A 10,790-nucleotide genomic window follows, 5' to 3' on the forward strand; every position below is an offset into this window, starting at 1 on the left:
ACAACCTCGCGTCGTCGCTCATGGCGCATCTGCGCAGGCTGGCATCCCCGGAGCGTTGATCCCGGCGCTCCGCCCCCTGCCACAACGGGCGCCACTGCCAAGTCGGGCGCCACTGCCACGTCGGGCACCACTGCCACGTCGGGCGCCACTGCGAAGGAGAACTCCTGCAGCGAAGGATCAATCCACGCATCCGCTCCTTCGCAGCGCGAGATCTCCTTCGTTGCGTGCGTGCGGGCGGGCGCAGAACAGGCGCTCGGGCGCGGAACGTGCGCGGTCAGGCGACGGCGCGGGCCCACCTCTGCTGAGAGAGCCACGAGCGCACGAGGTCGCCGAACTCCCGCGGCCTTTCGAGCGGCAGCAGGTGCCCGGCATCGAGCGAGACGAGCCGCGCGCCAGGCAGTGCCGACACGATCTCGGTGTGGAAGCGCGGCGGGCAGATCACGTCGTCGAGCCCCGACACCACGAGCGTCGGGATCGTGAGCTCGTGCAGGCGGGAGAGCAGGTCGGTGCGGCTGAGCTGCATCACGAGCTGCGTGCGGAGCAGCGCGTCGCCGGTGTCATCCCCCATCCGCAGCGTGCGCTCGACCAGGTCGGGTCGCGTCTGAACGACGTCGGCGCCGAGCAGTGGCGAGAGGATGCTCTGCTGCAGCGCTCGCGCGTCGACCCCGGCATCCAGTCGGGCGAGCCACTCCCGCCACCCCGACCTCTGCGTCTCGGTCGGGGCCTTGGCGTTGGTGGAGACGAGGCAGAGTCCCGCGATCCGCTCCGGTGCGGCGAGCGCGAGCGCCATACCGACGATGCCGCCGAGCGAGTGCCCGACGACGACGAACGACTCCGGCAAGGATGCGAGCAGCGCGGTGACCTGGTCCGACACCGAGGGGCGATCCAGCGACGGCCGGATCACCCCTCGCCCCTCCGCGCCGAATCCCCCCTCGGCCCACAGGTCGTCTGTGCAGTTCATGCCGGCGAGCAGCACGAGCGGCGGTGCCGCGACCGACACGTCAGCCCTTCACTGCGCCGTCGCTGAGCCCGGCGACGAGGTACTTCTGTGCGATGAACGCGATCACGAACACGGGGATCGTGAGCAGCATCGACGCCGCTCCCGCCTGCTGCAGCATCGGCAGGGTCTGCCCGAGCTGCGTCGCGATGAACACGGGCACGGTCTTCGACGACGTGTCCGTCAGCACGAGCGCGGTCAGGTACTCCTGGAACGCGAACAGGAAGACGAAGATGCCGGCGGTGAGGATGCCCGGACCCATCAGCGGGATCATGACCCGGCGCAGCATCCCGATGCGGGTGCAGCCGTCGATCATCGCGGCCTCGTCGAGCTCCCGCGGGATCTCGGCGAAGAAGTTGCGCAGCAGCCAGATCGTGAACGGCTGGTTGATCGCGACCAGGGCGATCGCCAGGGCGAACGTGGTGTCGTAGATGCCCAGTGCCCGGCTGATGTCGTACATCGGCAGCACGACCGAGAAGCGCGGCAGCGCCCGGAAGATCAGCGCCAGCACGAGCAGCAGTGCCGACACGTAGCTCGGGAACCGCGAGAGCGCGTAGGCGGCGGGGATGCCGATCACGAGCGCGAGCACCGTCGAGACGACCGCGACCACCAGGGTGTTGATCAGGTAGTCGGCGAAGTAGGTCGTCTCCCACAGGTTGACGAACGCCTGCAGCGTGGGCTCGTAATCCCAGAACACCGGAGGGTTCGCGAACGCGACATCCGTGGGCTTCGTGACCGACAGCGCCATCCAGATGAACGGACTGAGCATGACGATGCAGAGGATGCCGAGCAGCAGCCCGGTGACCACCGGCGGCTTGTTCGGACCGCGCCGCTTTCGCTTGGAGGCGCCGCTCGTGATGATCGCTCGGGTGGAGGGTTCGGAGTTCGTCAGCTCGGAGGTGGTGAGGCTCATCGTTCCGCCTTCGCTTCCTTGAAGATGCCCCGGATGAACGGGATCAGCATGATGAGGATCAGCACGATGGTGAGCACGTTGATCGCGCTGCCGAGGCCGAGGTTCTGCGCTCCGTCGGCGAACGCGACCGAGTAGACGTACAGCATGATCGACTCGTTGCCGATCGACTGCGCCTGGGGCGACAGCGGGATGAGGTTGTCGAACATCCTCAGCACGTCCATGATCGTGATGAGCGTCACGAAGCCGAGCACCCCGCGGATGGTCGGGATGATGACGCTGACATGCGTCTGGAACGCGTTCGCGCCGTCGATCTTCGCGGCTTCCTTCAGTTCGTTCGGCACACCCTGCAGACCCGCCAGGATGATCAGCATCGCGAAGGGCAGCATCGACCAGACCGTGTTCGCGATCACGAGGATCGCGTTCGGGACCTGATCGGTGAACCACAGCACCTGCGTGCCGCCCATCAGTCCGATGAACCGGTTGACGACGCCGCCGAAGCTGTCGTCGAAGAGCCACGAGAACGCCACGGCTCCGACGAGGTTGGGGAGCACGTACGAGACGAGCAGGATTCCCAGCACCAGCGGACGAGAGGTCGTGATGCGGTTGACGCCCGTCGCGATGATGTATCCGAACACCAGCAGGATCACCGTCGTGATGACCGTGACGAGCACCGTGAAGGCGACCGCCCTGTGGAAGCGCGGATCGGTCAGCGCGTAGACGAAGTTGTCGAGTCCCACGAACGACCCGGGTGAGCCGTAGCGCACCTGTTCGAAGCTCCACTGCACCGTGCGCACCAGCGGCAGCACGAGGAGCGCCCCCATGATCAGCAGGCTCGGAGCGAAGAGCAACCAGAATTCGCGTGTCTTCATAAACGTCCTCCTTGGACGAGCTGTGGCCTGAACTCGCGCTCAGGCCACAGCCACGGACCGGCGGTCCTGGATCAACCGACGAAGGCCTCGCCCGTCGCCTGCATCTGCGCCAGACCGTCGTCGACGGAGACGTTGCCGTTGAGGATCTCGACGAGGATCGGCCGGATCTCGTTGGTGAGATCCGCGAGCACCGGCGACACGATCGGCGGCATCGTCGAGGCGATGGAGTCGTTGGCCGCAGCGCCGTAGGGCGAGTTCTCCTCGGTCACCATGCCCTCTCGTGCCGGGTAGGCCGCGGGCACCGACGCCTTCGACGCGTCTTCGCTGACCGCGGAGGCCATCATCTGGAAGAGCATGTCGTGATCGAGCTTCGTGTTGAACGGGATCGACCAGCCGTCGATCGAGAGGCGGTTGTAGGAGTAGGCCGCGTCGGCGGTGAGCTTGGGCGCTCCCGCGAACCCGAACGAGTCGGAGAGCTTCGAGTTCTCCGGCAGCGTGAGGTCGATCATCCGTCCCGAGAACATGATCGACATGGCCGCCGTGCCGTTGAACATCTGCTGCTGCACCTTGGGCTGGTCGAAGGTCGTGACCTGCGGGTCCATGTAGGGCTTGAGTGCGAGCATCGCCTCGACGGCCTGCTTAGCCTCCGGGCCGTCGAGAGTGACATCGCCGTCGGCGTTCACGAAGTCGGCTCCGAGAGAGTTCATCGCGGCCTGGAAGCCGGTCGAGACATCGCTCGTCGCGAGCCAGGGCAGCGCGATCGGGTAGTCCATGAGACCCGCCGCCTGGATCGCCTCAGCCGCGGTGATCATCTCGTCGAAGGTGGTCGGGACCTCGAGGCCGAGGTCGTCGAACACGTCGGTGCGATAGGCCATGACGAACATCTGCGCCTGCATGGGGATCGCATAGATCTCGCCGTCGTACGACATGCCCTCGACCATCGACTCGCTGATCTCGCCGAGACCGTAGTCGTCTGCATACTCGTCCCACAGGTCGTTCAGCGGAACGAGCTTCTCCTCCTCTGCGAACCCCGGGATGACGAATCCGTAGGTCTCGAGGATGTCGTAGGTTCCCGAGTCGCCGGCGAGCGTGGCCGTCGTCTTGGTCACCTGACCGCCGAAGTCGATCGGATCGTGCTTCAGCGTCACATCGTCGGTCGAACAGCTCGACACCATGGTGTCGGTGAACGGATCGATCGCCGAGGAGTTGTAGGCGAGGACGTTGACCGTGGTCTTGCCCTCCGGAGCGGTGTAGTCGCACGACACCGTTGTCGAGTTCGCGTTGTCGGTGCGGGTCCCGGCGCCGCAGCTGGAGAGGGCGATCATGCCCACCGCTGCGAGGGCGAGTACCGGCAGTGCCCGATGCTTGATGTGTCCCATGACGCTGATGGTATACGTATGCAATGGACTTAGGGAAGCCTACGTTCCAGGAAATTCTGAGGATTGAATACGTATACTGCCAAATCCTCCCGGCGGCGCATCGGCGTGCCCATATACCGGGATGTCCCGCGCCTCCGCTCCGCCGCCGAGGAGCGCGGCCACGAAGGCCGCAGCGGGCGCCAGGATACGACCGGCCCGCAGGCTCTCGGCCGAACGGCGGAGCGGGCGCCTCCGCGACGATGCCTTCCGGCACCGTGGGGATGTCAGACCCGTGACTCCGGGGCCACTGCCGGAGCGCTCGCGCCTGCGGCCATGATCACGGCCTCCTTGGCCTCGTCGAGCTCGTCGAATCGTCCCACGAACTCCGATGTCGGTCCGAAGGCGTTGAACCCCTCGCCCTCCCTCGCGATCGAACCGAGGAACTGCCGCCGATCATTGCCGACGTGGAACCCGGGGTCGACTTCCACCCACAGCCCGCGCGGGGTCGCCGCCGCCGCCTGGCGTCTGCCAGTCGCCCTCTTCGCGGCTTTGCGTATGCGAGTCGACATGGCTCACGCGCTCAGGGCGTGCAGGTCGCGCGTGACCGAGAGCGCAGACGAGAACTCGTCGCTCGTGAGGTCGAGCCCCCGTGCGGAGTTCGCCGCGTTCATCAGAGCGACCAGAAGCGGACGGTCGAGTTCGTGGTCGTCGTCCTCCATCACGAAGCGCAGCGGGATCGATGCGTGGATCCAGAGCGTCTCCGCGACGCCGGATGCGGCCTCGATCGTCAGCGGGAAGGACTCGTTGCGGCGGAGCTTGGTCACGATCACCGTGCGCAGATGCGCCATCAGGGCGTCGTCCACCTCGATCGGCGTACTGGTGTTTCCGTAGGTCAGGTAACCCATGATCCCTCCTCGTCGCACGATTCGGCCTCGAAGACCGGTGGCGGATCGCCATGAGAAAGATTACTAGGTTACCTAGCTAATTGCCAATGGAGCATCTCGATCCACGACACGAGGTGTCACGGAAGGTCGGCGATCTCCTCAGCGAGGCGGCGCAGGAATCGCGCCACCACCTCGGTCTGATCAGGGGTGAACTCGCTCGCGATCGATTCGACGCGCTGCGTGAGATCGTCGGCGGGCGAGTTGAGGTCTCGCAGCGAGGGGCGGAGCACTTTCGACCTGGCATCGGCGGGATGCGGTGCGACGACCACCTGGCCGCGATCCTGCAGGCGCCTCAGGATGCTCGTGACCGCTGCCGTGCTGACGCGCAGGTGCGCCGCGAGGCTGCCCGGGGTGGCGGGGGCGTCGACCGGCGCCTCGGCGATGAAGCGCATGGCTTCACGGTCCGTGTCGTTCGGGGCGCGCACGGCGGAGAGCCGTCGCGCGAACTGCGCTTCGGCACGACGGAGCTCGTCGACCCGCATAACGAGTTCAGACGTGCTCGTGCGTGTATCGTCCTGCTGCGTCTCGGCCATCGGTCACCCCCAGATACCCATGCTACTTGAAAGACACGTAACGAGTCAGACTAGCAAAAACGAATGCCACCGGCACTCTTTTCGGATGCGAAGATGGATGTCTGTCGGAAAGGACGTCATGGTCGAGCGATTCACTCTCGAGGACGCGGGATACATCCTGTATGCCGAGATGCTCGAGCGCCTGCACGCGAGGTTCCCGTCGGTTCCGATGTGGCGTCTCGATCAGATCGTCACGGCAGAACACGATGCGATCACGGGGGGAATCCTGCAGATCGTGCCCTCTGAAGTCGAGTCCGGAGCTATCGAGATGCTCGAACGGGAGCGGCAGCATGAACTGAGTGACGACGGCGAGGTGGCGTGATGGCCGGTTCCGAAGAGTTCTCCCGCTCGGGGTACTGGTACCCCGACTCCGACAGCGCCAGCACGGTCGACGTCCTCAACCTGCTGCGCCGATACCGCTCCGCCGAGACCGCCATGCGCGCGCGCACCCGCGCGTCGATGGGCATGAACGAGACCGACCTCGTCGCACTGCGCTTCCTGCTGCGCGAACAGCGCGCGGGTCGCATCGTGCGCCCGATCGACCTCGCCCGCGTGCTCGACATCTCGACAGCATCCACGACCACTCTCATCGACCGCCTCGAGAAGGGCGGCCATGCGCGCCGGGAGCCTCACCCCACCGATCGCCGCGCCGGAGTCGTCGTCCCGACCGTCAGCAGCGACGACGAGGTGCGTGAGACGCTCGGCGCCATGCACCGACGCATGCTCTCGCTGGTCGACGAGATGACCGACAAGGAGCGTGCGGTCGTCACGCGATTCCTCGCGGGCATGACCTCGGCCATCGAAGAGGCGACCGATCTCGATCAGGAGCTTCGCGACGTCATCCGCTCGCACGAGGAGACGGCAGGCGAGTAGCCCTCGCCCGCCAGCCCCGCGTCCGGTCCAGCGTCAGGATCAGCCGCACCGGATCCGGCAATCCGCGCGAGATGCGGACCGTTCCGCCCCCGGCATCCGCATCTGGCGCGGTGTGCCGGATCCCGGCAGGAGCCTCCGATGCGCGCCGACGCAGGTCAGGCGTCGGCGGCCGATCCGCGCACTGCGCCGTCCCGCTGCTCGTCGGATTCCTGCCCCCGCTGCTCGATGCGCTCGGGGAAGAGCTCGTCGAGGTCGAGATCGGGGTTCTGCTCCTGCGTCTCGACCAGCTCGACGGCCTCCTCGACGGTCTGCACGCTCGGCATCGCACCCGGCAGCGGTCGCCGCGCGGACTCCTTGAGCGCGAGCACGGCGACGAAGCCGGCGATCGAGGTTCCGATCACGTAGAACGCGGGAGCCAGGGACGAGCCCGTCATCTGCACCAGGGCCTCCATGACGACCGGGGCCGTGCCCGCGAACAGCGCGACGGCCAGGTTGTACGAGATGCCCATGCCGCCGTACCGGGATGACGTGGGGAACAGCGCCGGCAGCGACGATGCGAGGTTCGCGACGTAGAACGTCACCGGGAAGGCGAGCAGCACGAGCCCCAGCAGGGTCGACCAGATCTCCCCGTGCATCATGAAGAGGAACGCGGGCACCGCGAGCACGATGGCGGAGACGGAGCCGACGAAGAGCACACGCCGGCGTCCGATGCGATCGGAGAGCATGCCGGTCAGCGGGATGCAGAGGGCCATCGCCACGAGCACCGGCAGGGTGAGCAGTGTGCCGTGCACCTCGTCGTAGCCGAGCGTGCCGGTGAGGTACGTCGGCATGTACGAGGTGAGCGCGTAACCGACCGTGTTCGCCGCCGCGACCAGCACGAACGCGGTGAGCAGCTCGCGCCAGTATGCGCGGATCAGCGCGATGACGCCCTTGGGGGCGTCCGCCGAGGTCTTCGCATCGTCGGCTGCTCGCGCCGCCGCATCCTGAGCGTCCTGGAACGCCGGGGTGTCCTCGATCTTCAGACGGAAGTAGATGGCGATGAGTCCGAGCGGCAGCGCGACCAGGAAGGGGATGCGCCAGGCGAAGCCCTGCATGACCTCTGCCGACAGCGTGAGCTGCAGGATCGACACGAAGGCGGCGCCGATCGCGAAGCCCATGTACGAGCCGAGATCGAGCAGCGAGGCGTAGAAGCCGCGGCGCTTGTCGGGCGCGTATTCGGTGATGAAGGTCGTCGCACCCGCGTACTCGCCGCCGGTCGAGAACCCCTGCGCGAGCTTGAGCACGATCAGCAGGATCGGCGCCCACACCCCGATGACCGAGAAGTCGGGCAGCACGCCGATGAGGAACGTCGCGGCGGCCATCATGATGAGGGTGAAGGCGAGCACGCGCTGGCGCCCCAGGCGGTCGCCCAGCTGACCGAGCACGATGCCGCCGAGCGGGCGCGCGATGAAGGTGACGGCGAAGACGCCGAGGGAGAAGAGGGACTGCGCGCCGGGCGAGGCGTCGGGCAGGAACGCGCGCCCGATGATCACCGCGAGGTATCCGTAGATACCGATGTCGTACCACTCCATGAGGTTGCCGACCACGGTGCCCGCGACCGCACGGCGCAGCATGGGCCGATCGACGACCGTGACGTCATCGACGGTGAGACGACGGAGCTCGTCGTCGGTGACGAGACCGAACCTGCGACCGAGGCGGCGCCACAGAGTGTCCCTCTTGGCCGTGCTGCGGGTGACGGGGTCTGACATGGTGTCCTTCTCTCCTGCATCCCGACTCCGTCGACGACGGGCCGGAACAGACTGCGGGGAGGTGACGTCCGTCACCTCCCCGCATGGTTGAGCGCTCTCAGTTGAGGGCGTCCTTGACGTTCTCTCCGGCCTTCTTGACGTTCGCCTTGGCCTGGTCTGCACGACCTTCGGCCTCGAGCTTCTCGTTGTCGGTCACCTTGCCGACGGCTTCCTTCGCCTTGCCGGTGAGGTCCTGAGCGGCGTTCTTGATCTTGTCATCGAGTCCCATGAGGGGGCCTTTCTCTCTTCCTACGGTGGTCTGGGGCCGTTCGCTCTGTGGTCTCAGAGCGGAAGCGACAGGAGTTCGGCGATCACCGCGAGCGATCCGGCCGCGACGAGCGCGACCAGGCCGGCGACGGCGATGTCTCGCCACAGGGGTGAGCGGGCGACGCCGACGGCGACGGGTTCGATGCCCGTCGCGCGGCCGACCGCCTCGCGAGCGGCGCGAGGGGCGAGGCTGATCTGGTCCGCGGTCAAAGCCGCACGCCGCGCACGACGAGGCCCTGCAGTGCGGGTCTGGGTCATCGTGGACATGCGCTTCCTTTCCTCAGGCAGAAGATTACTAGATGAACTAGTCATATACCAACCTAGTGAAAAACTCAGGGTTCGCGCATACGCTCAGCACATGACAGAGCTCACGCAGCCCACCGGGCACGAAGACGCGCTGCGGGCACAGCCGCGCGACGACGGATCGGCTCCGCGCGCACTCGTGCTCGGAGCCACCGGGTACATCGGCGGACGCCTCACCCCACGCCTGCTGAACGCCGGATACCGCGTGCGCGCGCTCGCCCGTGACGCGGCACGCGCAGCATCCTTCCCCTGGGGCCCCGAGTGCGAGATCGTCGAGGGATCCGCAGACGACCCGGATGCGGTCGCAGAAGCCATGCGCGACGTCGACGTGGTCTACTACCTGATCCACTCGATGACCGCGGGCAAGGGTTTCGAAGAGAGCGACGAGCGCGCCGCCACCACGGTCGCGGATGCCGCAGTGAGAGCCGGCGTGCGACGGATCGTCTATCTCGGGGGCCTGCACCCCGAGGACGCGAAGCTCTCCCCGCATCTGCGCTCACGGGTGAGGGTGGGCGAGATCTTCCTGGAATCCGGGGTTCCCACGGTCGTGCTGCAGGCCGGGGTCGTGATCGGCTCGGGTTCGGCGTCGTTCGAGATGATCCGCCACCTGACCGACGTGCTGCCCTACATGCCCGCGCCGAAGTGGGTGCGCAACCGCATCCAGCCGATCGCGGTGCGCGACGTGCTGCACTATCTGCTCGGTGCCGCCCGAGTGGACGACGACGTGAACCGCGCGGTCGACATCGGCGGACCGGACGTGCTGCGCTACGGCCAGATGATGAACGGCTACGCCCTCGAGGCGGGCCTGCGTCAGCGGGCGATCGCCTCGCTGCCGGTGCTGACGCCGGGACTCGCCTCGCACTGGGTGAACCTCGTCACTCCGGTGCCGCGGTCGATCGCGCGTCCGCTCGTCGCCTCACTCCAGAACGAGTGCGTCGTGAAGGATCGTGCGGTCGACGAGCTCATCCCCCGCCCCGAGGGCGGCCTGACTCCGTATCGTCGAGCCGTCGCGATGGCGCTCGGACGCGTGGACGCCGACACGATCGAGACGAGTTGGCAGGATGCCGAGGTCTCGGGCGCACCGAGCGACCCGCTGCCGAGCGACCCGGATTGGGCGGGCAGGACCGTGTTCACCGACGCGCGAGCGCTGCGCACCAAGGCCCCGGTCGATGCACTGTGGCGGGTGATCATCGGGATCGGCGGCTCGAACGGCTGGTACTCCTCGAAGTTCCTGTGGGCCGTGCGCGGCTGGATGGACAGGCTCGTCGGCGGAGTCGGCCTGCGCCGGGGACGCCGCAGCCGTGTCGACGCCCGCGTGGGCGATGCGATCGACTTCTGGCGCGTCGAGGCCGTCGAGGAACCGGGGCGGACGACCGAGGACTCGGCGGCGAGCGGCGGACTGCTCCGGCTGCGCGCCGAGATGAAGGTGCCGGGCGAGGCCTGGCTCGAGCTGCGTGCGCTGCCCGACGGCGCCGGCTCGCGGTACGAGCAGCGAGCCGTGTTCTTCCCCCGCGGACTCGCCGGACGGCTGTACTGGCTGGCCGTGCTGCCGTTCCACGGATTCATCTTCGCCGGCATGGCCGCGCGCATCACCGACGCCGCATCCGAGCCGGTCGAGCCGGTGCCGGTCGGGGCGGATGCGGGGCCGCTTTCGCACGGCGCCCGCTGAGCGGGGTCGCTTTCTCACCGCGGACGAACGTTTCGGATGGGTTTGTGACCCCGCACGGTGCGGGCGGCGTGCCGGGGACGTTCCGCAACCGTCGTCAGGACGGGCGCTCGGCGAGACCGGCAGGATCGGCACCGGGCTCGGGATCGGCACCGGGCTCGGGATCCGTACCCGTCCGCGCACCCTCAGCTGCCCCCTCACCCGCGTCGGCGTCGGGAATGACGTCGATCGCCTCTGTGGC

The 10,790-nt window shown here is 67.4% G+C and carries 13 protein-coding genes; 3 read left to right on the plus strand and 10 right to left on the minus strand.

Annotated features, from left to right (window positions below; translation table 11 throughout):
* Positions 1 to 274: 274 nt before the first annotated feature.
* The 7 genes from RWO82_RS13385 to RWO82_RS13415 all read right to left on the minus strand — a co-directional run bounded on the left by RWO82_RS13385 (position 275) and on the right by RWO82_RS13415 (position 5,614).
* The gene (locus RWO82_RS13385) at positions 275 to 1,000 is read right to left on the minus strand and encodes an alpha/beta fold hydrolase (protein ID WP_314427926.1); all 726 of its coding nucleotides are present in this window, start codon (positions 998 to 1,000) and stop codon (positions 275 to 277) included.
* Between the two features lies 1 nt (position 1,001).
* On the minus strand, positions 1,002 to 1,910 hold the full coding sequence (locus RWO82_RS13390; protein ID WP_314427927.1) for a carbohydrate ABC transporter permease: 909 nt from the start codon (positions 1,908 to 1,910) through the stop codon (positions 1,002 to 1,004).
* Positions 1,907 to 2,779 carry a sugar ABC transporter permease gene (locus RWO82_RS13395; protein ID WP_314427928.1) on the minus strand — a complete coding sequence of 291 codons (873 nt, stop codon included), beginning with the start codon at positions 2,777 to 2,779 and terminating at the stop codon, positions 1,907 to 1,909. The genes RWO82_RS13390 and RWO82_RS13395 overlap by 4 nt, the downstream gene beginning before the upstream one ends.
* Positions 2,780 to 2,850: 71 nt before the next feature.
* Positions 2,851 to 4,158: an extracellular solute-binding protein gene (locus RWO82_RS13400; protein WP_314427930.1), complete on the minus strand. Its 1,308-nt coding sequence runs from the start codon at positions 4,156 to 4,158 to the stop codon at positions 2,851 to 2,853.
* A gap of 263 nt (positions 4,159 to 4,421) precedes the next feature.
* On the minus strand, positions 4,422 to 4,706 hold the full coding sequence (locus tag RWO82_RS13405) for a hypothetical protein (RefSeq protein ID WP_314427932.1): 285 nt from the start codon (positions 4,704 to 4,706) through the stop codon (positions 4,422 to 4,424).
* A 3-nt stretch (positions 4,707 to 4,709) separates the two neighbouring features.
* Positions 4,710 to 5,042, minus strand: coding sequence for a hypothetical protein (locus RWO82_RS13410; protein WP_314427934.1), 333 nt, complete (start codon positions 5,040 to 5,042; stop codon positions 4,710 to 4,712).
* A 116-nt stretch (positions 5,043 to 5,158) separates the two neighbouring features.
* A complete protein-coding gene (locus tag RWO82_RS13415) occupies positions 5,159 to 5,614 on the minus strand; it encodes a MarR family transcriptional regulator (protein WP_314427935.1) in 456 nt (151 codons plus the stop codon).
* A 97-nt stretch (positions 5,615 to 5,711) separates the two neighbouring features.
* Between RWO82_RS13415 and RWO82_RS13420 the strand changes: the two genes are divergently transcribed.
* Positions 5,712 to 5,975 carry a hypothetical protein gene (locus RWO82_RS13420; RefSeq protein WP_314427936.1) on the plus strand — a complete coding sequence of 88 codons (264 nt, stop codon included), beginning with the start codon at positions 5,712 to 5,714 and terminating at the stop codon, positions 5,973 to 5,975.
* The gene (locus RWO82_RS13425; RefSeq protein WP_314427937.1) at positions 5,975 to 6,526 is read left to right on the plus strand and encodes a MarR family transcriptional regulator; all 552 of its coding nucleotides are present in this window, start codon (positions 5,975 to 5,977) and stop codon (positions 6,524 to 6,526) included. Before RWO82_RS13420 ends, RWO82_RS13425 begins: the two co-directional genes overlap by 1 nt.
* 155 nt (positions 6,527 to 6,681) lie before the next feature.
* Here RWO82_RS13425 and RWO82_RS13430 read toward each other — a convergent pair whose 3' ends face one another.
* From RWO82_RS13430 to RWO82_RS13440, 3 genes are all read right to left on the minus strand, one after another.
* On the minus strand, positions 6,682 to 8,274 hold the full coding sequence (locus RWO82_RS13430; protein WP_314427938.1) for an MFS transporter: 1,593 nt from the start codon (positions 8,272 to 8,274) through the stop codon (positions 6,682 to 6,684).
* Positions 8,275 to 8,371: 97 nt separating this feature from the next.
* Positions 8,372 to 8,542 (minus strand): CsbD family protein, encoded by a 171-nt coding sequence (locus RWO82_RS13435; protein ID WP_314427939.1) that lies wholly within the window; start codon positions 8,540 to 8,542, stop codon positions 8,372 to 8,374.
* Between the two features lie 53 nt (positions 8,543 to 8,595).
* Complete coding sequence (locus RWO82_RS13440) at positions 8,596 to 8,847, minus strand: hypothetical protein (protein WP_314427940.1); 252 nt, start codon at positions 8,845 to 8,847, stop codon at positions 8,596 to 8,598.
* A gap of 91 nt (positions 8,848 to 8,938) precedes the next feature.
* Between RWO82_RS13440 and RWO82_RS13445 the strand changes: the two genes are divergently transcribed.
* Positions 8,939 to 10,552, plus strand: a complete 1,614-nt coding sequence (locus RWO82_RS13445; protein WP_314427942.1) for an SDR family oxidoreductase — start codon at positions 8,939 to 8,941, stop codon at positions 10,550 to 10,552.
* The last annotated feature ends 238 nt before the right edge of the window (positions 10,553 to 10,790 follow it).

Source organism: uncultured Microbacterium sp. (genome assembly GCF_963521645.1).
Classification (GTDB): Bacteria; Actinomycetota; Actinomycetes; order Actinomycetales; family Microbacteriaceae; genus Microbacterium.

What these genes read in the sequence shown, in the direction of transcription:
- RWO82_RS13390 (WP_314427927.1), bottom strand. Translation starts at nt 1,910, where the DNA reads ATGAGCCTCACCACCTCCGAGCTGACGAACTCCGAACCCTCCACCCGA.
- RWO82_RS13395 (WP_314427928.1), bottom strand. Translation starts at nt 2,779, where the DNA reads ATGAAGACACGCGAATTCTGGTTGCTCTTCGCTCCGAGCCTGCTGATC.
- RWO82_RS13400 (WP_314427930.1), bottom strand. Translation starts at nt 4,158, where the DNA reads ATGGGACACATCAAGCATCGGGCACTGCCGGTACTCGCCCTCGCAGCG.
- RWO82_RS13405 (WP_314427932.1), bottom strand. Translation starts at nt 4,706, where the DNA reads ATGTCGACTCGCATACGCAAAGCCGCGAAGAGGGCGACTGGCAGACGC.
- RWO82_RS13410 (WP_314427934.1), bottom strand. Translation starts at nt 5,042, where the DNA reads ATGGGTTACCTGACCTACGGAAACACCAGTACGCCGATCGAGGTGGAC.
- RWO82_RS13415 (WP_314427935.1), bottom strand. Translation starts at nt 5,614, where the DNA reads ATGGCCGAGACGCAGCAGGACGATACACGCACGAGCACGTCTGAACTC.
- RWO82_RS13420 (WP_314427936.1), top strand. Translation starts at nt 5,712, where the DNA reads ATGTCTGTCGGAAAGGACGTCATGGTCGAGCGATTCACTCTCGAGGAC.
- RWO82_RS13425 (WP_314427937.1), top strand. Translation starts at nt 5,975, where the DNA reads ATGGCCGGTTCCGAAGAGTTCTCCCGCTCGGGGTACTGGTACCCCGAC.
- RWO82_RS13430 (WP_314427938.1), bottom strand. Translation starts at nt 8,274, where the DNA reads ATGTCAGACCCCGTCACCCGCAGCACGGCCAAGAGGGACACTCTGTGG.
- RWO82_RS13435 (WP_314427939.1), bottom strand. Translation starts at nt 8,542, where the DNA reads ATGGGACTCGATGACAAGATCAAGAACGCCGCTCAGGACCTCACCGGC.
- RWO82_RS13440 (WP_314427940.1), bottom strand. Translation starts at nt 8,847, where the DNA reads ATGTCCACGATGACCCAGACCCGCACTGCAGGGCCTCGTCGTGCGCGG.
- RWO82_RS13445 (WP_314427942.1), top strand. Translation starts at nt 8,939, where the DNA reads ATGACAGAGCTCACGCAGCCCACCGGGCACGAAGACGCGCTGCGGGCA.